This window comes from Pseudomonas sp. VI4.1 (genome assembly GCF_002029345.1).
In the GTDB taxonomy this organism is placed as follows: domain Bacteria; phylum Pseudomonadota; class Gammaproteobacteria; order Pseudomonadales; family Pseudomonadaceae; genus Aquipseudomonas.
This window is the reverse complement of the sequence record NZ_MULM01000182.1, coordinates 166946-187799: the sequence shown is the minus strand read 5'-3', so window position 1 is coordinate 187799 and position 20854 is coordinate 166946. Positions and strand designations below refer to the sequence as shown.

16 protein-coding genes are annotated in these 20854 nt (G+C 60.8%); 3 read left to right on the top strand and 13 right to left on the bottom strand.

What is annotated here, in order from left to right:
• Window positions 1-65 precede the first annotated feature (65 nt).
• The gene (locus BZ163_RS30860; RefSeq protein ID WP_128874081.1) at window positions 66-734 is read right to left on the bottom strand and encodes a polysaccharide lyase family 7 protein; all 669 of its coding nucleotides are present in this window, start codon (window positions 732-734) and stop codon (window positions 66-68) included.
• A 325-nt stretch (window positions 735-1059) separates the two neighbouring features.
• Between BZ163_RS30860 and BZ163_RS30855 the strand changes: the two genes are divergently transcribed.
• The 3 genes from BZ163_RS30855 to BZ163_RS30845 all read left to right on the top strand — a co-directional run bounded on the left by BZ163_RS30855 (window position 1060) and on the right by BZ163_RS30845 (window position 4098).
• Window positions 1060-3183 (top strand): bifunctional diguanylate cyclase/phosphodiesterase, encoded by a 2124-nt coding sequence (locus BZ163_RS30855; RefSeq protein WP_128874080.1) that lies wholly within the window; start codon window positions 1060-1062, stop codon window positions 3181-3183.
• Between the two features lie 45 nt (window positions 3184-3228).
• Entirely contained in the window at window positions 3229-3720 is a 492-nt protein-coding gene (locus BZ163_RS30850) for a M48 family metallopeptidase (protein WP_128874079.1), read from the top strand.
• A gap of 81 nt (window positions 3721-3801) precedes the next feature.
• Complete coding sequence (locus BZ163_RS30845) at window positions 3802-4098, top strand: helix-turn-helix domain-containing protein (protein WP_128874078.1); 297 nt, start codon at window positions 3802-3804, stop codon at window positions 4096-4098.
• Window positions 4099-4221: 123 nt separating this feature from the next.
• On the opposite strand, the gene BZ163_RS30840 is transcribed toward BZ163_RS30845, so the two are convergent.
• The 12 genes from BZ163_RS30840 to choW form a co-directional block, all read right to left on the bottom strand.
• Window positions 4222-4674 (bottom strand): GNAT family N-acetyltransferase, encoded by a 453-nt coding sequence (locus BZ163_RS30840; RefSeq protein ID WP_128874077.1) that lies wholly within the window; start codon window positions 4672-4674, stop codon window positions 4222-4224.
• Between the two features lie 113 nt (window positions 4675-4787).
• Window positions 4788-6971, bottom strand: coding sequence for a YccS family putative transporter (yccS, locus tag BZ163_RS30835; protein ID WP_128874076.1), 2184 nt, complete (start codon window positions 6969-6971; stop codon window positions 4788-4790).
• Between the two features lie 239 nt (window positions 6972-7210).
• Window positions 7211-8389, bottom strand: coding sequence for an NAD(P)/FAD-dependent oxidoreductase (locus BZ163_RS30830; RefSeq protein ID WP_128874075.1), 1179 nt, complete (start codon window positions 8387-8389; stop codon window positions 7211-7213).
• Between the two features lie 157 nt (window positions 8390-8546).
• Window positions 8547-9884, bottom strand: coding sequence for an ATP-dependent RNA helicase DbpA (gene dbpA / locus BZ163_RS30825; RefSeq protein ID WP_228761663.1), 1338 nt, complete (start codon window positions 9882-9884; stop codon window positions 8547-8549).
• Window positions 9885-9989: 105 nt separating this feature from the next.
• A complete protein-coding gene (mdtD, locus tag BZ163_RS30820) occupies window positions 9990-11417 on the bottom strand; it encodes a multidrug transporter subunit MdtD (RefSeq protein ID WP_128874073.1) in 1428 nt (475 codons plus the stop codon).
• A gap of 145 nt (window positions 11418-11562) precedes the next feature.
• Window positions 11563-12900, bottom strand: a complete 1338-nt coding sequence (locus BZ163_RS30815) for a TldD/PmbA family protein (RefSeq protein ID WP_128874072.1) — start codon at window positions 12898-12900, stop codon at window positions 11563-11565.
• Window positions 12900-14342: a TldD/PmbA family protein gene (locus tag BZ163_RS30810; protein ID WP_128874071.1), complete on the bottom strand. Its 1443-nt coding sequence runs from the start codon at window positions 14340-14342 to the stop codon at window positions 12900-12902. The genes BZ163_RS30815 and BZ163_RS30810 overlap by 1 nt, the downstream gene beginning before the upstream one ends.
• Window positions 14343-14581: 239 nt before the next feature.
• Window positions 14582-16285 (bottom strand): choline dehydrogenase, encoded by a 1704-nt coding sequence (betA, locus tag BZ163_RS30805; protein WP_128874070.1) that lies wholly within the window; start codon window positions 16283-16285, stop codon window positions 14582-14584.
• A gap of 176 nt (window positions 16286-16461) precedes the next feature.
• Window positions 16462-17934 carry a betaine-aldehyde dehydrogenase gene (gene betB / locus BZ163_RS30800; protein ID WP_128874069.1) on the bottom strand — a complete coding sequence of 491 codons (1473 nt, stop codon included), beginning with the start codon at window positions 17932-17934 and terminating at the stop codon, window positions 16462-16464.
• 110 nt (window positions 17935-18044) lie between these two features.
• Window positions 18045-18638 carry a transcriptional regulator BetI gene (betI, locus tag BZ163_RS30795; RefSeq protein WP_128874068.1) on the bottom strand — a complete coding sequence of 198 codons (594 nt, stop codon included), beginning with the start codon at window positions 18636-18638 and terminating at the stop codon, window positions 18045-18047.
• Window positions 18639-18821: 183 nt separating this feature from the next.
• Window positions 18822-20000, bottom strand: coding sequence for a choline ABC transporter ATP-binding protein (gene choV / locus BZ163_RS30790; RefSeq protein WP_128874067.1), 1179 nt, complete (start codon window positions 19998-20000; stop codon window positions 18822-18824).
• On the bottom strand, window positions 19997-20842 hold the full coding sequence (gene choW / locus BZ163_RS30785; RefSeq protein WP_008151932.1) for a choline ABC transporter permease subunit: 846 nt from the start codon (window positions 20840-20842) through the stop codon (window positions 19997-19999). The genes choV and choW overlap by 4 nt, the downstream gene beginning before the upstream one ends.
• Between the last annotated feature and the right edge of the window lie 12 nt (window positions 20843-20854).

The following is a 20854-nucleotide window of genomic DNA, read 5'->3' as shown; positions in this document are numbered from 1 at the left end:
TTTTAGCAGTATTAAAAAACCCGCATTAATGCGGGTTTTTTATTATTTTGGATTGTGCGATCCAGTTACTTGTCGTGATCAATATCCAGCTTTGTGAACGTTACCTTCCCGCCTTCACTGGTGTACCCGGTGTGGTCCTGCACATACACCCCGGCCTTGAAGTACAGCGGCTTGACGCTCCAGGTCTTGCTGATGTCGGTGTCCCACTGGTAACCGGCGGCACTGATGCCCAATGCGCCGCGAGGGCTCAGGTGAATCATGTAGGAGAATTGCTGATCCAGTTTCACGCCGGTGGCAATGGTGATCACCCGACCGTCGCCGTCATCGGGGCGCATGCGCACTTTGGCGACAATGTTGCCTGTCTTCGTGCTGGTCTTGTACTGGTACTCGACCTTCACCAGGGGCTTCTGGCTTTTATAAGCGTGAATCTGGCCGATGACGATCTTGCCGGAACTGGGTACCTGGTTGACGGCCAGCGTGGCACGCAGGGAGTTGTCGGCGTCCGGGTAGAGCCAGTTGCGCAGGGTTCCGTTGCTATAGGTTTCGCGCAATTCAGTGCGGGGATATTTTGCGTTTTCAGTGCGCGTACCCGTCACCGGCGACCAGAAAAAAAGTGTGCCGGTATTGGAGTGGAAGTATTGATCCTTGAAGCCGTTCACCAGTTTTGGAGTGTCGACGGTGTACGGCGGATTGCCGACGGGAACACTCAGGTTCCAGGTTGCGAGATCGATCATAGTCAAAAAGCTTCCACGATTTTTTTGCTGCACGCACGTGCCAGATGCTCTAGTACGCGCCTTGGAGGGCGGTCTTTATAATCGCAGCAGGCTGATTTGTTAATGCCCGTCGGGCAGATGATTGGCGTCAACATCCTGTCGAAATGCCATCTTTCCCGGTTTCAGGGGCCTGTAGGGGCGACCGTTAGTCGGCAAATGTACGCAATGGTTAAATGATGGCGTACTGACACCTTCTGCTTTCACAGATCCCGGTCTAGAGTGAAGGCTTAGTACCGGTCCGGCTTTCATCAGAAGCCGGCCTGCCGCCCCAAAAAAGAGAAGCAGCATGGAATGCGCGCAAGCGACGCCAGCCGAAGCCAGCTCAATTCTTTTAATCGTCGATGACTACCCCGAAAGCCTGATCAGCATGCGCGCGTTGCTCCAGCGCCAGGACTGGCAGATCTTGACCGCCGCCTCGGGCTTCGAAGCCCTCGACCTGTTGCTCGAATACGATGTCGACCTGGTGCTGCTGGATGTGCAGATGCCAGGGATGGACGGCTTTGAAGTCGCGCGGCTGATGCGCGGCAGTCAGCGTACCTGCCACACGCCGATCATTTTCCTCACCGCCAACGAACAGTCGCAGGCCGCCGTGATCAAGGGCTATGCCAGTGGCGCGGTGGATTACCTGTTCAAACCGTTCGACCCGCAAATCCTCAAGCCGAAAATCCAGGCGCTGCTTGAACATCAGCGCAATCGCCGCGTATTGCAGCGCCTGAGCCATGATCTGGAACTCGCTCGCGCGTTTAATGCCTCGGTTTTGGACAACGCCGCCGAAGGCATCCTGGTGGTGGGTGAGGAGGGGCTGATCCGCTTTGCCAATCCAGCGATGTCGCGGCTGCTCAATGCCACGGTGCAAGACCTGCAGGGCAAGGAGTTCCTGGATTTCCTGCAAAAGCCACACATCCCGGTCTGGGCCGATTCCGAATTGCTCCGCGGTTACAGGCGCGGTGAGACCCTGCGCCTGCATGATGCATTGCTGCGCACGGCGCCCGGCCAACAAGTGCCGGTCGCGCTGTCCTGCGCACCTTTACCCGCCGAGCAACAGGCCATGGTGGTGACGGTGCTGGACATGTCGGTCGTGTGTCATTTGCACCAACAGCTGGAGTATCAAGCGGTCACCGACCCGCTGACCGGGCTGCTCAATCGTCGGGGTTTCTACCAGACGGTGGAAAACCTTCTGCTGCGGGGCGAACGTACTGACAGTGTCTGGGTATTGCTGTATCTGGACCTCGACGGCTTCAAGCGGGTCAATGACTCCCTCGGTCACGATGCCGGTGACCGGGCACTGCGTTGGGTCTCCGAACAGTTGAAAGCCTGTCTGCGATCTTTCGACATTCTGGCGCGCATGGGCGGCGACGAGTTCACGGCGTTACTGGACCTGGAGTTCCCCGAGCAGGCGGCAAAGATCGCCGAGAAGCTGATTGAGCGTGTGTCGATCCGCCAACAGATCGACGGCCTGGATATTGCCTTGGGCGCGAGCATCGGTATTGCCACCTTCCCGGATTGCGGGGCCAATCTCGACGGCTTGCTGCGAGCGTCGGACATCGCCATGTATGAAGCCAAGCGTGCCGGCCGCCAGCAGTATCGCTTCTACGATCACGAAATGAATGGCCGGGCACGCTCGCGGTTGATGCTCGAAGAAAGTGTGCGCACGGCCATCGATAACCGTGATTTCAATCTGGTGTATCAACCTCAGGTGGCCATTGCCAGCGGACAGATTCGTGGCTTTGAAGCGCTGCTGCGCTGGCACCATCCGAGTGTCGGCGATGTGCCGCCAGGGTTGTTTTTGCCGTTGCTGGAAGAGGCGCGGTTGATCAGTCGGTTGGGCAGCTGGATCTACCAGCGCGGGGCAGGCCAGCGCAAGGCCTGGGAAACCTTGTTTGCCGAGGACCTGGTGCTGGGTGTCAGTTTGAGCGGCACGCAGTTCGGCATGCCCAATCTGGTCGCCGAGTTGCGCCAGGTGCTGGAGCGCAACGGTTTGCAGGCACGCCATCTGGAAGTCGAGATCACCGAAGAGTCCTTGATGCACAATCCCGACGAAACCCGCAAACAGCTGCGCTTGCTGCGCAACCTGGGGGTGCGGGTGGCCCTGGATGACTTTGGCACCGGGCCGTGTTCGCTGTCTCATCTGCGCGACCTGGAACTGGACACACTCAAGCTCGACCGGCACTTGATCTCTCGGCTGCCGGCGTCTTCACGGGATGCGGCGCTGGTGCGCAATGTGATCGACCTGTGCAGGCAATACGGAATGCTGGTAGTTGCCGAGGGCGTAGAAACCGTTGCGCAATATGAGTGGCTGCACGCCAATGGCTGCGAGTACGTACAGGGGTTTTTGGTCGCGCGGCCGATGATGGCCGAGGACGTCGGCGATTTTGTGCAGCCGTTCGACTGGAGCACGCTGGTCCGCTGAATTCGCTACACTGGCGACCTGTTCGTTCTGATGTTGTCCGTCCCGATGACCGTGTTGAAATACCTCCAGGCCTATCCTGCTGCATTGCAGGACCAGGTGCGCCAGCTGATCGCCGAAGGTCGTCTGGATGCCTATCTGAGCCAGCGTTACCCGCAGAAGCACGACGTGCAGAGCGACAAGGCGCTGTATACGTACGCGCTGGACTTGAAGCAGGCGTTCTTGCGTAACGCACCGGCCATCGACAAGGTCTTGTTCGACAATCGCCTGGACCTGACCCATCGTGCCCTCGGCCTGCACACCACTATCTCCCGGGTGCAGGGCGGCAAGCTCAAGGCCAAGAAAGAAATTCGCGTGGCCTCGTTGTTCAAGGAGGCACCATCGGAGTTCTTGAAAATGATCGTGGTGCATGAGCTGGCGCATTTCAAAGAGTCGGATCACAACAAGGCGTTCTACCAGTTGTGCGAACACATGTTGCCGGGGTATCACCAGGTGGAGTTTGACTTGCGGGTGTACCTGACTTGGCGGGATATGCAATAAGGATCAAGATCAAAAGATCGCAGCCTTCGGCAGCTCCTGCGGGCTGCGATCTTTTGATCTTCTGTAATGCGGAGCGCAGGGATGGATGTCAGCAAGACTAAAAGCAGCTTCTACCGCCGGTTGTACGTGGCGTACCTGATCGACAGTGGCCTGGCGAGCAGCGTCCCGGCGTTGACCGACGTGACCGGAATGCCCCGGCGCACCGCGCAGGACACCATCGCGGCGCTGGCGGATCTGGATATTGTTTGCGAGTTCGAACAGGAAGAAGGCGCGCGCAATCATGCCGGGCGTTACCGGATTCGCGAGTGGGGGGCGATTGACCGGGGGTGGATCGAGCGTCATTTGCGGCAGATCAAGGCGGTGTTGGATTACCCCTAGCTTCTGCGGCGTTTGATTTGACGCCTTCGCTGGCGAGCCAGCTCCTACAGGGATCGCGGATGGAATACAAATTTGTAATCCAGCCCGGAACCTGTGGGAGCTGGCTTGCCAGCGAAGGGGCCCTCAGGAACGACGCATCCCGATATGCGGAATGTCATCTTCCAGAAATTCCTCCCCCGCCACCACAAACCCGTACCGCCCGTAGTAACCCTGCAAGTGCGACTGGGCCGACAGATAGATCGGTACTTCAGGCCAGCGCTTTTCAGCTTGCTTCAATGCCTGATTGATCAACTCGTGACCCAGTCCCTGGCCTCGTGCCTCTGGTGCGGTAATCACCCGTCCGATCACTACATCGCCACCCTGTAGCTCCGGGTCAAGCAACCGCAGGTACGCCACCAGCCGATCACCGTCCCACGCCATCAAATGGCAGGTGTCGCCTTCCAGATCCTGGCCGTCCACGTCCTGGTAGACGCATTTCTGCTCGACAACGAACACCTGCGCACGCAACTGCAGAATGGCGTACAGCTGCTCTTTGCCCAAGTCACTGTGGTGTTTGCAGACCCAATCGATTGTCATCTTCACATTCCTTGATCAACTCGCTCCGATACTAAGCGCCCAGGCCAAAGATGTCTTTATGGCGAACAAATCAGTGACAAAGGGGCTAAATGTCACTGGGCATTTCGTACCTCTCACGCCTCGTTCGTATCCTTGATCAAATGCGCCGCCAACGTGCGTAACGGTCCCAGTTGCCGGCAGATCAAGCCCAGCTGTGTCTGCACCAGCCGCTGCCCTTCATCGATCTCATCCGGCATGTGTTCCAGCTCATTGGCCAGCGCCTCTTCCTCATCGCTCTGAATCGCAATCGGCAGTTTGCTCGCCAGCCCTTGGGCGATCTCATCGATACTGGCCGCCAGTCTCACCCCTGCTCCCTCGATCAAATGCTCGCGCACCTCCGGCGGTAGCCGGGTTTCGCGATGCGCGCCCAGACCTGACAAATAGCTGAGCAAGGTGTGCGACAGCACCAGAAACCGAAACCCGACATCCGCCTCCTTACGGAAATGCCCCGGCTCCATCAGCATGTTCGCCAAGGTGGTCGACAGCGCGGCGTCGGCGTTGTGGGCGTTGCGTCGGGCCAGGCGATACGCCAGGTCGTCGCTTTTGCCGACGGCGTATTGCTGCATGATCTGGCGCAGATAAACGCTGTTGCAGGTCAGGGTGTTGGCCAGCACTTTGTTCAGGCGTCGACCCTGCCAGTCCGGCAGGAACAGGAACACCGCCAGCCCGGCGATCAGGCTGCCGAGCAAGGTATCGAACAGTCGCGGCAGGAACAGCCCGTAGCCGTCCCCGACCTGATTGAAGCAGAACAACACCAGCAGGGTGATCGCAGCCGTCGCCAGGGTGTAGCGGGTGGTGCGGCTGATAAAGAACACCACCCCGGCCGCGATCGCGAAGCACGACTGGATCAAGGGGTTGGGGAACAGATCGAATAACGCCCAGGCCACAGTCAGGCCGATGCCGGTGCCGATGATCCGCTGACCCAGCTTGAGTCTTGTGGCGCCGTAGTTCGGCTGACAGACAAAGAGCGTGGTGAGGATGATCCAGTACCCCTGGGACGGGTGGATCAAATGCACCATGCCGTAACCGATGCTCAAGGCCAGGGGCAATCGCAGGGCGTGGCGGAACAGCAGCGAGGTCGGTGTCAGTTGGGTGCGCAAGCGTATCCACACATCCTTGAGGCTGTGTGGCGAACGGTCGAGCAGGCTGCTGTCGGTGGCATCGGCCAGCGCGTCGGGGTTACTGGCATCGCTGAGCAAGCGGTCCAGGGTGCCGAGGTTGGCCGCCAGTGCGCGCAATGACCGCAACAGGCCGCGCCAGGCCGGGTTGCTCTGGTTGCGCAGGTGTTCGAGGGAGGCGTGCAGGTCGCTCAGGGCCTGGGCAAAACTGGCGTCATAAATGAATGGCTGGCGCATCTGGATCGACTCGGCCAGCGCGCGGCAGGCTTTGCCTTGCTGGCGCAGCAGGCGCTGGCAGCGGAACAGCACGTCGCTGTGGAAGAAGGCATCGGCCAGGGCGTTGTAAGGGTAATGCGAGGAACTGGCGCGCTCGTGGATGTCCTGGGCGAGGAAGTACAATTTCAGGTAACGGCTGACTTTCGACCCTGGTCGACCATTGCCTACCCGGTGCAGGATGATTTCCTTGGCGGCGTTCAATGCGGCCACCACTCGGCCGTTCTGCTGGGCCAGTTCCAGGCGCTGTGCTTCGACGTCCATCTGCCGGATCGGCTCGAACAGCGACGATTTCAGCTTCAGGTAATAACCCAATTCACGGAACAATCGCGCCAGGCTCTGCTGCACCGGCTGGTTGGAAAACATCGCCTGCCACAGCACCGAGAGCAAGCCGTACCAGGCCGCACCGGCCACCAGCAGCACCGGTTCGTGCCAGAAGTCGGTCACCGCTCCGCCGCGCTGGTCGACACCGATCATGGTGTAGACCGACAGGATCAGCGTTGCCGACGCAATCGCACCATATCGTTCGCCCAAGGCGCCCAGCATGGTCAAGCCGAAACTGGCCAACGCGAGGGCAATGACAAAGACAATGGGGTACGGGAAGAGCAGTTCGACGGAGAGGGCGGCGACGCTGAAACACACCAGCGTCACGGCCAGGGCGTTGAGACGGCCTTGCCAACTGTCGTCGGTCTCGGCCAGGGCGCTGGCGATGATGCCCAGGAACAACGGGATCAGCAGCGCCATTTCATCCTGATACCAACACAGCGCCATGCTGCCGGTCAGGGCGATGAACACCCGCACGCTGTAGCTGAATTTATCCAGCGCCCAGAGGCGCCGCAGTGACTGACTGAACGGGGTCGATGACATGAAGTGCGAAGGCCTTCCGAGGCAATGACGCTAAATTGAGCCAGTAATGACGTCGACGCAATGGCGCCGATCACATCTGACAGCAAAATCTGTCCCTTCTCCGTGCGAACCATCCCCTCATTTGAAATGCGATCCCCTGTAGGAGCTGGCTTGCCAGCGAAGGCGGACTGTCAGGCAACAACGATGTGAATTTGCCGGCCCCTTCGCTGGCAAGCCAGCTCCTACAGGGGGCGATGTGGTTAGACGAATTGCGCGGCCGCGTATCCGGAGGCCCACGCCCACTGGAAGTTGAAACCGCCCAGGTGCCCGGTCACGTCGAGCACTTCGCCGATGAAGTACAGGCCAGGGCTTTTCAGCGATTCCATGGTCTTGGACGAAACCTCACGGGTGTCGACGCCGCCCAGGGTCACTTCCGCCGTGCGATACCCTTCGGTGCCGGCCGGCACGACTTCCCAGTTCGCCAGTTTTTCTGCGATGTCGGCAATTTCCGCGTGGGTGTACTGTTTCATCGGCTTGGAGACGAACCAGTTGTCCGCCAGCAGGTTGGCCATCTTCTTGGTGAAGAGTTCACCGAGCAGGGTTTTCAGTTCGCTGTTCGGGCGTTCGGCTTGTTGCTGTTGCAACCAGCTTGGTACGTCGTGATCCGGCAGCAGGTTGATCTGCACCGTGTCGCCGGACTCCCAGAACGAGGAGATCTGCAAAATCGCCGGGCCGCTGAGGCCGCGGTGGGTGAACAGGATGTTCTCGCGAAAGCTCTGGTCGTTGCAGCTCACCAGGCAATCCACCGACGTGCCGGACAGCTCGGTGCACAGTTCTTTGAGCTGGTCGGTGATGGTGAACGGCACCAGGCCGGCGCGGGTGGGTAACAAGTCGTGGCCGAACTGCTTGGCCACTTGATAACCGAAACCGGTGGCGCCCAGGGTCGGGATCGACAAGCCGCCGGTGGCGATCACCAGCGATTCGCAGGTGATTTGGCCGAGGGTGGTGTCCAGCAGGTAACCCCGTTCGAGTTTCTCGATGGTCTGGATCGAAGTGTCCAGGTGCAGGCTCACGCCGACCTGCTCGCACTCGTTGAGCAGCATCTCGAGGATGTCACTGGACTTGTTATCGCAGAACAGCTGGCCGAGCTTTTTCTCGTGGTACGGCACGCAGTGTTTGGCGACCATTCCGATGAAATCCCACTGGGTGTAACGCGCCAGGGCGGATTTGCAGAAGTGCTCGTTTTGCGAGAGAAAATTGCCCGGTTCGCTGTACATGTTGGTGAAATTGCAACGGCCACCGCCCGACATCAGGATTTTCTTGCCGGCCTTGTTCGCATGATCGAGCAACATCACCTTGCGCCCACGCCCGGCGGCGGTCAGCGCACACATCAATCCTGCGGCGCCAGCGCCAATGATCACGACTTCGGTAGAGCGCAAAACGGTGTCCTCTTACAAATCTCAGGGCTAACCCGGACCTTGTAGGAGCGAGCTTGCTCGCGAAGGACGTCAACGATAACGCTGGCAGCCTGGCTGAACGCGGTGAGCTCGGGTTTTTCGCGAGCAAGCTCGCTCCTACAAGTGGGTGGCGGTGTTCTTACAGGATACGCACGCGCAGCGAACGGCCTTTGATTTTACCGTCGTTCAGGCGCTGCAGGGCCTGCTTGGCGATCCCGCGCTCCACGGCTACAAATGCCTGGAAATCGAAGATCGCAATCTTGCCCACCTGGGCACCCGGGATCCCGGCATCGCCCGTCAGCGCACCCAGAATGTCACCCGGACGCACCTTGTCTTTACGGCCCGCGCCGATGCACAGCGTGCTCATCACCGGCAGCAGCGGTGCGCCGCCCTGGGAGGTGAGGTTGTCCAGCTGATCCCAGCTCAACGGTGACTTCTGCAGTTGCTCGATGGCTTGGGCGCGGTGCGCTTCGGACGGCGCGACCAGGCTGATCGCGATGCCTTTCTCACCGGCGCGGCCGGTACGGCCAACACGGTGGATGTGGATTTCCGAGTCACGGGCCAGTTCGACGTTGATCACCATGTCCAGCGCATCGATGTCCAGGCCGCGTGCGGCGACGTCGGTGGCGACCAGTACCGAGGTACTGCGGTTGGCGAACATGGCCAGCACCTGGTCACGATCGCGCTGTTCCAGATCGCCGTGCAGGCCGACGGCAGAGATGCCTTTGGAGGTCAGGTGATCAACGGTTTCCTGCACCTGCTGCTTGGTGAAGCAAAAGGCCACGGTAGATGCCGGGCGGAAGTGGCCGAGGACTTTGGTCACGGCGCTCATGCGCTCTTCCGGGGAAATCTCGTAGAAGCGCTGCTCGATCTGGGTATCGTCGTGGAACGCCTCGGCCTTCACTATCTGAGGAGTGCGCATGAATTTCGCCGCCAACTGCTTGATACCCGTCGGGTACGTGGCGGAGAACAGCAGTGTCTGGCGGCGTTCCGGGGTCTGGGCGATGATTTCTTCGATGGAATCGTAGAAACCCATGTCGAGCATGCGGTCGGCTTCGTCGAGGATCAGGGTGTTCAGGCCATGCAGCACCAGCGAACCTTTACGCAAATGCTGCTGCAGACGGCCCGGGGTACCGACGATGATGTGCGCGCCGTGCTCCAGGGAGCCGATCTGCGGACCGAACGACACGCCACCGCACAGGGTCAGGACCTTGATGTTGTCTTCAGCGCGGGCCAGGCGACGGATTTCCTTGGCGACCTGGTCGGCCAGCTCACGGGTCGGACAGATCACCAGTGCCTGGCAACCGAAGAAGCGCGGATTGATCGGGTTCAGCAGGCCGATGCCGAAGGCGGCGGTCTTGCCGCTGCCGGTCTTGGCTTGCGCGATCAGGTCCATCCCCTTGAGGATCACCGGCAAGCTTTGCGCCTGGATCGGCGTCATCTGGGCATAACCGAGGGAGTCGAGGTTAGCCAGCATGGCGGCGGACAGCGGCAAAGTATTAAAAGCGGTGGCGATGGTGGTCACGGGACTGGCCTGCAAAACAAAATGTCGCGCAGTGTATCAGTCCCGGGGCCGTTCACCCTAAGGCTCGATGTGTTCTTCCGGACGCTTGACGCGCCGTCCGTCTTCCTTTGAGAGCTGGGAGAAGATAGTCGCGGCCAGCATCGCCATGATTCCTACCGTCACGAAGGTCAGCTGGAACGCCCCGAGCACCGTGTCTACACCGTCGTTTCCGACCTCCGCAGTGAACCCACCGAGCAAGGCACCGGCGCAGGCAACACCCAGGCTCAGGGACAATTGCGCGACCACCGACAGCAAGCTGTTACCGCTGCTGGCGCTGGCGTCGTCGAGGTCGATCAGGGTCACGGTATTCATCGCGGTGAACTGCAGCGAGTTGATGGCACCGAGAATCGCCAGCATCCCCAGCAACAGCCAATAGGGTGTCTGCTCGCTGACCAGGCCCATGCTCGCCAGCATCATGCCCAGGGCCAGGGTGTTGCCGGTCAGCACGATGCGATAGCCCAGGCGCTCAATCAGTGGCCGCGCCACCGACTTGGCGACCATCGCCGCGGCAGCCAGCGGCAACATGCTCATCCCGGCCTGGGAGGGCGAATAACCCAGCGCCACTTGCAGCAGCAATGGCACGAGGAACGGCAGCGCGCCGCTGCCCAGACGGGCGAACAGGTTGCCGAGAATGCCCACGGCAAACGTCCGGGTCTTGAACAGCGAGGGCGCGAACAGCGGATTCTCGATGTGCCCGGCCCGCAGCCAGTACGCGGCCAGGCACGCCATGCCGCCGAACAGCAGCAACATCACACGCAGGTGCGGCAGGTGCAGTTCGCCGAGTCCTTCCATGGCAATGGTGATCAGCACCATCGCCGCGCCAAACAGCAAAAAGCCCAGGCTGTCGAAACGGGTGCGCTCGGTGCCGCGCAGATCAGGGATGAACTTCCACACGGCGTAGCAACCGATGGCGCCCACCGGCAGATTGATCAGGAAGATCCAGTGCCAGGTCAGGTATTCCACCATCCAGCCGCCCATGGTCGGGCCTAGCAAGGGGCCGAGCAGACCGGGAATGGTGATAAAGCCCATGATCCGCACCAGCTCCGAGCGCGGGTACGCGCGCAGCACCACCAGCCGCCCGACCGGCAGCATCAGCGCACCGCCCAGGCCCTGGATCACCCGGGCGCCGATCAGCATGCTCAAGGTGTTCGACAGGGCGCAGAGCAAGGAGCCGATGCTGAACAGCAGGATCGCGCCAAAGAAGATTTTCTTGGTACCGAAGCGGTCGGCGATCCAGCCCGAGGCCGGGATCAACAAGGCAACGGTGAGCATGTAGGCGATGATCACGCCTTGCATGCGCAGCGGATTCTCCGCCAGGTCCCGGGCCATGGCGGGCAGGGCGGTATTGAGGATGGTCCCGTCGAGGGACTGCATGAAGAAGGCGATGGCAACAACCCAGGGCAGCCAGCGGGCAGTGACAGCATCGAGAGGTTGGCGGTTGGGCATGGGGCCTCTTGTCAGGGAGTGTCTGCGTTACACCGACTCCCTGTAGGAGCTGGCTTGCCAGCGAAGGCGGGCTATCAGGCAACAATGATGTTGAATGTGCCGGCCCCTTCGCTGGCAAGCCAGCTCCTACAAGGGTTTTGCGGGGTTACAGGGTTAGCGTCAGACGGCTGATCAGCGCACCCGGCAACAACGCCGAGGCCGTGTCCCGCTGACTGTAGGTACTGGCCGACAGCAACAATTCGCGCTCTTCGGTCAACGCTTCCAGCTGCGAACCGAGCAGACTGTAAGCACTGTCATCAAAGCGCATGGTGCTCACCGGCGCCTGTATCTCGCCGTTCTCGACCCAGAAGGTCGCAAACCGCGTCATGCCGGTCAGGCGTGCCGCCGGCTGGTCCGAGTAGTTCAGGTACCAGAGGTTGCTGATGTACAACCCGGTGCCAAGCTGCTTGAGAATCTCTGCATCAGGCAACTCTCCGGCCGCCATGTTCAACGCGTTCGGCATTTCACCGCCGCTGGCGCCATTGGCCGTCAGGCCATATTCGGCAGCGCTGCGGGAGCTGACCATCTGCGCGCCGGCCTTGCCCTTGACGATCAACTCAAGATCGCTGCGCGGATAGCCTTCGCCGGAGAACGCCGGGCTCAACGAACCGCTGACCTTTTCCTCGAGCGACACCAGCGCACTGAACGAACTGTCCCCCGCGTAAAGCTTTTGCAACGGACTGTTCTTGCTGGCAATCGACTGCGCCGAGAAACCGCCCCAACCCAGCATATCCATGATTTCACCCATGGCTGCCGGCGCCAGGTAGGCGCGGTACTGACCCGGCGCCAGGGTGCGTTGCGGCCTGCCCAGGAACGCCAGCTGCTCGCGCGCTTGCGCAAAACGTCTGGCGAACCCTTCTTTGTCCCAGTCGTGCCCGGCGTAGCTGGCTTTGACGGCCTGGCCATTGTCATGGAACAGGCTGAAATCGAAGTTGAAGCTGTTGGCCTGATGCCAGCCAAACGCGCCCGAAGAACTGGCAAAACCCCGACTGATCGGGCCGGCGGCGTAGAAGCCCACGAGGTCCAACCCTTCGGCTGCCTGGGTGATTTGCGCGACCACTTGCGCGGTGTCCGGCAGCGGGTGGTCCTGCACATTGGTGCTCTGCCAGCCGGTATAGTTGAGCAGCAGGTACGGGTCCTGCGGCAGCAGCGGCAAGGTATCGCGCAGCTGCTGCAACCCTTCGGCCAGGCGCTGAACATCGACCTGCGCATCACCGGAGAGGGTAATGTTCAGGTCGGCATGGCGCCCATCGTCGATCAGCTTGAAGCCGATGCTTGCTTGCAGCACCTGGCCGGCCTGGCGCACCTTCGCGTGGTTGAATCGCACGAAGGCCGACGACTCGGCGGCGTAGCTGAGGGTGAATTGTTCCGGCTCGCGCACCGCATCGCGCAACCAGTGGACCAAGGCCTTGAACGCTTCGGCCTGATTGTTGGACGTACTCATCAGGCGTCTCCCCCAAACACATCAACTTTGCTGAACACGCAGGCCGGCGACGCATGACCGACGCGGATCACCTGATTCGGTTCACCCTTGCCGCAGTTCGGAGTGCCGAGGACCTTGACGGTGCTGGCGTCGCCGACGGCGCTGAGGCTTTTCCAGAATTGCGCGGAAATCGCCCGGTAGTTGGGGTTTTTCACCACGCCCTTGAGTTCGCCGTTTTCGATCAACTGGCCCCACTCACAACCGAACTGGAACTTGTTGCGCGCATCGTCGATGGACCAGGAGCGGTTGGTGCTCATCAGGATGCCGTTCTCGATCCCGCCGATCAGTTGCGCCAGCGGTTGATCCCCAGGCTCGATGTTCAGGTTGGCCATGCGGTCGATCGGCGGACGGTTCCAGCCGCAGGCGCGGCTGTTGGCGACGCCGTTCATGCCGGCACGGAATTGCGACAGTGCGCCGCCCAGTGGCCGTAGCAGCAAACCTTCTTTAATCAGGAATTGCTTGCTGGCGGCGGTACCGTCGTCGTCATGACCGTAGCTGGCGAGCTGTTCAGGGATGTCCGGATCGAAGGTCACGTTCAGCAGTTCGGAGCCATATTGCAGGCTGCCGAAGTCTTGTGCCTTGACGAAACTGGTGCCGGCGTAATTGCGCTCGTCGCCGAGGATGCGGTCCAGTTCCAGGGGGTGACCGATCGACTCGTGGATCTGCAGCATCATCTGATCCGGCATCAACAACAGGTCGCGCGGGCCTTGCGGGGTGTTCGGCGCCAGCAACAATTGCAGCGCCTGGTCGGCGATTTTCGGGCCGGCACCCACCAGGCCGCAGCGGCTGATCACATCAAACCCACCCTGTTGGCCGAAGTTCTCGCGGCCGAGGGTGCGGGTCTGGCTGTCGCTGCCGTCGTAGGCAGTGACTTCCAGGCTCGGATAGACGAAACGCTGTGCCTGACGCAGTTCGGCGCCGGCGCTGTTGAGGTAGATCTGCTCGACGTCAGTAATGCCGATGCTCACCTGCCAGTTCACCAGTCGCTCGTCCTTGGGCACGGCCGCGGATTCGGCGCCGAGCAGCTGGTAGCAATCGCTAAGGGACGGGAAGGGCTGGTCGAGGTTCGGCGAGAAGTAATCGGCGCGGTCACTGGAAACGGCTTGCTCGCGCAGGTCGAGCAGGGCGTGGGGCTTGAGTCGGCGGGCTTGTTGCTCGGCGTTGTCCAGCGCGGCTTGCAGACCGGATTGGGACAGGTCGTTGGTCGCGGCATAGGTCTCCACACCGTTGACCCGAACGGTCAGCATCGCGCCTTCGTCACGGCTCAGGCTCGGCGGCTCGGCAACGTTCTTGCGCACTGACAGGTACTGGCCGGACTCGCGCACATAGCGCAGCGAAAAGAATTCAGCGCCCGTGCGCAAGGCAGCAAAGCGCTGCTTGAGCTGGGGGTGGAAATCGAACATTCGTGGACCTCCTTGGTATGGAGCATCGGTGTTGCGAGGGGGGGGTGAAACGATTGCGTGGGGCTAGATTAGGCCTGGGCGGGGAGCGATATCAAGGGCGGGGCGGTGTAGGAAAGGATTACTTCGGGAGGTATGGTGCTTGGTCTGGCGTCTTCGCGGGCAAGCCTCGCTCCTACAAGGATCGCGTTCTCCTGTAGGAGCGAGGCTTGCCCGCGAAGGGCGCGCCTCGGTGTTATGACTTACTGAGCAGTCAGGCTCACATCCCGCACCGGCTTGCCACGCACCGGTGCATCACCGGCGACATAGTAATCAGCCTTGCTGCGCGGCAATGGCTGGCGGCCCCGGATCTTGTCGGCGATTTTCTCGGCGATCATGATCGTCGGCGCATTCAGGTTGCCGGTGGTGATGATCGGCATGATCGAGGCATCGACCACACGCAGGCCCTGCATGCCATGCACACGACCTTCGCCATCGACCACGGCCATCTCGTCGGTGCCCATCTTGCACGAGCAGGACGGGTGGAACGCGGTTTCGGCGTGTTCGCGGATGAACTTGTCGAGCTGCTCATCGGTTTGCACCTCGATGCCGGGGCTGATTTCGCGGCCACGGAAGGCGTCCAGTGCCGGCTGTTGCATGATTTCCCGGGTCAGGCGGATGCCATCACGGAATTCCTGCCAGTCCTGCTCGGTGGCCATGTAATTGAAGAGGATGCTCGGGTACTCGCGTGGATCCTTGGACTTGGCCTGGATGCGACCGCGGCTCGGCGAGCGCATGGAACCCATGTGCGCCTGGAAACCGTGCTCTTTCACTCCGTTGCTGCCGTTGTAGTTAATCGCGACCGGCAGGAAGTGGTACTGAATATTCGGCCAATCGAATTCCGGGCGGGAGCGGATGAAACCGCCGGCTTCGAACTGGTTGCTGGCGCCGATGCCGGTGCCGTTGAACAGCCACTCGGCACCGATGGCCGGCTGGTTGTACCAGAGCAGCGACGGGTACAGCGACACCGGTTGGGTGCACGCGTATTGCAGGTACAGCTCGAGGTGATCCTGCAGGTTTTCACCGACGCCCGGCAGGTCGTGGACCACCGGGATGTCGAGTTTTTTCAGCAGCTCGGCGGGGCCAACGCCGGAACGTTGCAGGATTTGCGGCGACGCGATCGCGCCGGAGCACAGCAGCACTTCCTTGCGGGCACGGGCTTCAATGCGCTCTTCAGCGGCGCCGATCAAGTAACGCACGCCGACCGCACGCTTGCCTTCGAACAGGATCTTGTCGGTCAGGGCGTGGGTGACGATGGTCAGGGTCGAGCGCTTCTTGGCGATGTCCAGGTAACCGCGGGCGGTGCTGGCGCGACGGCCGTTCGGCGTCACGGTACGGTCCATCGGGCCGAAGCCTTCCTGCTGGTATCCGTTCAGGTCGGAGGTAGCGGGGTAACCGGCCTGCACGCCTGCTTCGACCATCGCATGGAACAGCGGGTTGTTGCCGGCTTTGGGCGTGGTCACGCTGACCGGACCGTCGCCACCGTGGTAGTCGTTCGGGCCGATGTCGCGGGTTTCCGCTTTTCTGAAGTACGGCAGGCAGTTGAGGTAGTCCCAGTCTTCAAGACCTGGAAGCTTGGCCCAGTTGTCGTAGTCCATGGCGTTGCCGCGGATATAGCACATGCCGTTGATCAGCGAAGAGCCACCGAGGCCCTTGCCGCGACCGCATTCCATCCGGCGACCGTCCATGTGTGGTTCCGGGTCGGTTTCGTAGGCCCAGTTGTAGCGACGGCCTTGCAGCGGGAACGCCAGGGCGGCCGGCATTTGCGTGCGGAAATCGAGACGGTAGTCCGGGCCGCCGGCTTCGAGCAGCAGGACGGTGACGCCTTCGTCTTCCGTCAGACGGGCCGCCAGGGTGTTACCGGCCGAGCCGGCACCGATGATGATGTAGTCGAATTCTTGGGACATTGAATGCACCCTCTTTGAAGTTGGTCAGGTCGGGCCATGGCGAGTGCTTCGCACTCGATCGCCGGCAAGCCGGCTCCTACAGGATCGGGGTAGCCGATGATTTGGCGAACGACGCCAAACCTGTAGGAGCTGGCTTGCCAGCGAAAGCGGCCTCACGGGCAATACAAAACCCGGGGTCAGAACACCGAGGCGTAATCGCCCAGTTCGACCTGTACCGATTTGATGCGTGTGAAGTTGTTCAGCGAACTGATGCCGTTCTCACGGCCCACGCCCGACTGCTTGTAGCCGCCGACCGGCATCTTCGCGTCGGACTCGCCCCAGGCGTTGATCCAGCAGATACCGGCTTCCAGTTGATGAATCACGCGGTGAGCGCGGTTCAGGTCCTTGGTGATGACGCCAGCCGCCAGGCCGAAGTCGGTGTCGTTGGCACGACGGATCACTTCATCTTCGGTCTCGTACGTCAGGATGCTCATCACCGGGCCGAAGATTTCTTCGCGCACGATAGTCATCTCGTCGGTGCAGTCGCTGAACACGGTCGGGGCGACGAACGCGCCCTTGGCGAATTCGCCTTCGGTCAGGCGAGTGCCGCCGCACAGCAGGCGAGCGCCTTCTTCCTTGCCCTTGGCGATGTAACCCAACACGCTTTCCATATGGGCAAAGCTGACCAGCGGGCCGAAGTTGGTGTTCTCGTCTTCCGGGTTGCCGATGCGGATGCGCGCGACGCGCTCAACGATCTTGGCTTCGAACGCGGCTTTCAGGTGGCTTGGCACGAACACGCGAGTGCCGTTGGTGCAGACCTGGCCGGAGCTGTAGAAGTTGGCCATCATCGCGGTGTCGGCGGCGCGATCGAGGTCGGCGTCGTCGAAGATGATCAGCGGGGATTTGCCGCCCAGTTCCATGGTCACGTCTTTCAAGGACGAGCCGGAAGCGCTGGCCATGACCTTCTTGCCGGTGTCGGTGCCGCCGGTGAAGGAGATTTTTTCGATGCGCGGATGCTCGGTCAGCCAGGTGCCGACTTCACGGCCGCTGCCGGTCAGGACGTTGAACACGCCCGCCGGAACGCCAGCTTCGGTGTAGATCTCCGCCAGTTTCAGCGTGGTCAGGGACGTGACTTCGCTTGGCTTGAAGATCATCGCGTTACCGGCCGCCAGGGCTGGCGCGGACTTCCACAGGGCGATCTGGATCGGGTAGTTCCATGCGCCGATACCGGCCACGACGCCCAGCGGCTCGCGACGGGTGTAGACGAAAGACGTGGTGCGCAGCGGGATCTGCTCGCCTTCGATGGCCGGCACCAGGCCTGCGTAGTACTCCAGCACGTCGGCGCCGGTGACGATGTCGACGTACTTGGTTTCGGAGAACGACTTGCCGGTGTCCAGGGTTTCCAGGGCAGCCAGTTCATCGTTGCGCTCGCGCAGGATGTCCACGGCGCGACGCAGGATGCGCGAACGCTCCATGGCGGTCATCGCGGCCCAGATTTTCTGGCCCTTTTCGGCGCTGACCACCGCGCGCTCGACGTCGTCCTTGGTCGCACGTTGTACGGTTGCGAGGACTTCACCGTTAGCCGGGTTGATGGCTTCGAAGGTGGCGTCGCTGCTGGCGTCACTGTAGCCGCCATCGATGTAGAGTTTTTGCAGTTCGAAACGGGCCATATAGTCCTCGCAAGTGCATAAGTTTGGTTGGCGTTAACCACTGGGGCGTGCCGTATGACGTTGGCGGCGCTGGTCAGTGGCGGTTCAGGGGCTGAGCGGTTATGTGTGCGCTAGCTCACCTGTTTGGCCAATTGGAAATCCATGTATTCGTAAGCGATGCGGTGCGCCTGCTCGGTGTCGAATGCATCTCCCGACAGGGCGCCGCGCAACCACAAACCGTCAATGAGGGCTGCCAGGCCTCGAGCTGCACTGCGCGCATCATCGAGCGGCAATACACGGCGGAACTGGCAGCACAGGTTGGAATACAGGCGGTGATCGTTGATCCGCTGCAACCTGTGCAGTGACGGGTGGTGCATGCTGGTGGCCCAGAAGGCCAGCCAGGTTTTCATTGCCGGGCCATTGACCTGGCTGGCGTCGAAGTTGCCTTCGATAATTACCTGGAGGTGGGCCCGCGGGCTGCTGTCCTCCAGCGCCTGACGGCGCGCGGTGACGTTCACGCTGAGGACACTCATCAGGTACTGCGCCGTGGCGGCGATCAGGCCGTTCTTGTCCTTAAAGTAGTGACTGATGATGCCATTCGAGACACCGGCCAAACGGGCGATCAGCGCAATGCTGGCGTCCCCCATTCCGACCTGGTCCACCGCCTGCAGCGTGGCTTCGATCAACTGCTGACGGCGGATGGGTTGCATACCGACCTTGGGCATCTTGCACAACTCCTTAGGCGTTACCGGCGGACATAAAAGGTCTCGAATTGACGACCAGTCTATTTTGTTTTGATTGAACGTTCAATCAACAAAAAATAAGTCCGACGACAAGTCGTCGCTTTCAAGATGGCGCTAAAACAAAAACGCCGCGATCCTTTCGCGGCGTTTTTGGGTGTGTGGCCCTTACCCCAGGTTCTTGCCGAGCAGTGCGTGGTACAGCTCGCTGTCGCCCAGGATCCCCACCACCTTGTTGTTATCGTGCAGCACCAGCTTGTTGCCGGTCTGGTAACGAATCTGCAGCGCATCGCGCATGCCGATGTTGGAGTCCACCAATGTCGGCCGACGCCCCAACCCTTCAACCGCTTGCCCTGGAATCCAGTTCTGCAGGTCCAGGCTGGCACCGTTCTGGCGTGCGCCTTTAATGGTGTTGCCTTCGGCCAGGTCCAGCCACGAATCGCCGCCCGGATCGAGGCACACCGAACCGTTGATGCGTTTGCAGTTGTCCAGGGTGCGCATCAGGCTGCGCCCGCACAGCACGTTCAGCGGGTTGGTGTGGGCGACGAAGGTCCGCACGTAGTCGTCCGCCGGGTTCAACACGATCTCTTCCGGCTTGCTGTACTGGACGATCCGGCCGTCTTTCATGATTGCGATACGGCTACCGAGCTTCAGGGCTTCATCGAGGTCGTGACTCACGAATACGATGGTTTTGTTCAGCTTGCTTTGCAGCTCCAGCAGTTCGTCTTGCAGGCCTTGGCGGATCAGCGGGTCGAGGGCCGAAAACGGTTCGTCCATCAGCAGAATGTCGGCGTCCATCGCCAGCGCACGGGCCAGGCCCACGCGTTGTTGCATACCGCCGGACAGCTCGTTGGGTTTCTTGTTGCGCCATTGGGTCAGGCCCACCAGCTCAAGTTTTTCATCGACCAGTTTTTTCCGCTCTTTCTCCGGACGACCCTGCATTTCCAGACCGAAGCTGATGTTCTCGCGAACGGTCAGCCAAGGCATCAGGGCGAACTTCTGGAACACCATCGCAATGCGCTTGGTGCGCATCATTTTCAGTTCCGCCGGGGTGCAGGAAGCGATGTCGATCTGCTTGCCTTCGTGCTCGACGAACAACTTGCCGCGGCTGACGGTGTTGAGGCCGTTGATGCAACGCAGCAAGCTGGACTTGCCGGAGCCGGACAGGCCCATCAGTACGCAGATTTCACCTTTTTCGACATCCAGGCTGGCCTTTTCGACGCCAACAATCTGCCCGGTCTTTTTCAGGATCTCGTTACGGGTCATGCCTTGATCCAGCAGCTTGAGTGCCTCGCGTGGATCCTTGGTGAAGATTACGTCGACCTCTTCGAAGCGAATAATGCTCATGCGTCACCCCCTACTTTGGCTTCGGGTTGTTTGCAGATACGGTCGAGCATGATCGCCAGCAGTACGATCGCCAGGCCGGCTTCGAAGCCCAGGGCGATATCAGCAGTGTTCAGTGCGTTGACCACGGGTTTGCCCAGGCCATCGGCGCCCACCAGTGCCGCGATCACCACCATCGACAACGACAGCATGATGCACTGGGTGATACCGGCCGCGATGCTTGGCATGGCGTGGGGCAGTTCGATTCGCGAGAGCAGCTGACGTCGCGAGCAGCCAAAGGCCTTGCCAGCGTCCATCAATTCTTCCGGGACATCGCGAATACCCAGGTAAGTCAGGCGGATGGGCGCGGCAATCGCGAACACCACCGTGGAGATCAGGCCCGGGACCACACCCAGACCGAAGAGGGTCAGGGTAGGAATGAGGTAGACGAAGGTCGGCACGGTCTGCATCAGATCGAGTACCGGCCGCATCAGTGTATAGAACATCGGTTTGTGCGCGGCGACGATGCCCAGCGGCACGCCGATCACCACGCAGACCAGGGTCGCGAAGAGCACCTGGGCAAGGGTTTCCATGGTTTCCTGCCAGTACCCCAGGTTGAGGATCAGCAGGAAAGAGGCGATGACAAAAACGGTCAGGCCCCACTTGCGTTGAATAAAGTGTGCCAGTAGCGCGATGAGGCCGATCAATGCCAGCGGGTTGAACCAGGTCAGCGCGAAAGTCACGCCGTGGATCATCGTTTCCAGTGACACGGCGATGGCATCGAAAGTGCTGGCGCCGTTTTGCGTCAACCATTCAACGAAGCCTGCGATGTACTGGCCTAAAGGTATTTTCTGATCAATCAGCATGGTAGTGAACGT

Bases quoted from the DNA above. Each gene is read 5' to 3' on its own strand.
- BZ163_RS30860 (WP_128874081.1), bottom strand. From the start codon at position 734: ATGATCGATCTCGCAACCTGGAACCTGAGTGTTCCCGTCGGCAATCCG.
- BZ163_RS30855 (WP_128874080.1), top strand. From the start codon at position 1,060: ATGGAATGCGCGCAAGCGACGCCAGCCGAAGCCAGCTCAATTCTTTTA.
- BZ163_RS30850 (WP_128874079.1), top strand. From the start codon at position 3,229: ATGACCGTGTTGAAATACCTCCAGGCCTATCCTGCTGCATTGCAGGAC.
- BZ163_RS30845 (WP_128874078.1), top strand. From the start codon at position 3,802: ATGGATGTCAGCAAGACTAAAAGCAGCTTCTACCGCCGGTTGTACGTG.
- BZ163_RS30840 (WP_128874077.1), bottom strand. From the start codon at position 4,674: ATGACAATCGATTGGGTCTGCAAACACCACAGTGACTTGGGCAAAGAG.
- yccS (WP_128874076.1), bottom strand. From the start codon at position 6,971: ATGTCATCGACCCCGTTCAGTCAGTCACTGCGGCGCCTCTGGGCGCTG.
- dbpA (WP_228761663.1), bottom strand. From the start codon at position 9,884: ATGCTGGCTAACCTCGACTCCCTCGGTTATGCCCAGATGACGCCGATC.
- mdtD (WP_128874073.1), bottom strand. From the start codon at position 11,417: ATGCCCAACCGCCAACCTCTCGATGCTGTCACTGCCCGCTGGCTGCCC.
- BZ163_RS30815 (WP_128874072.1), bottom strand. From the start codon at position 12,900: ATGAGTACGTCCAACAATCAGGCCGAAGCGTTCAAGGCCTTGGTCCAC.
- BZ163_RS30810 (WP_128874071.1), bottom strand. From the start codon at position 14,342: ATGTTCGATTTCCACCCCCAGCTCAAGCAGCGCTTTGCTGCCTTGCGC.
- betA (WP_128874070.1), bottom strand. From the start codon at position 16,285: ATGTCCCAAGAATTCGACTACATCATCATCGGTGCCGGCTCGGCCGGT.
- betB (WP_128874069.1), bottom strand. From the start codon at position 17,934: ATGGCCCGTTTCGAACTGCAAAAACTCTACATCGATGGCGGCTACAGT.
- betI (WP_128874068.1), bottom strand. From the start codon at position 18,638: ATGCCCAAGGTCGGTATGCAACCCATCCGCCGTCAGCAGTTGATCGAA.
- choV (WP_128874067.1), bottom strand. From the start codon at position 20,000: ATGAGCATTATTCGCTTCGAAGAGGTCGACGTAATCTTCACCAAGGAT.
- choW (WP_008151932.1), bottom strand. From the start codon at position 20,842: ATGCTGATTGATCAGAAAATACCTTTAGGCCAGTACATCGCAGGCTTC.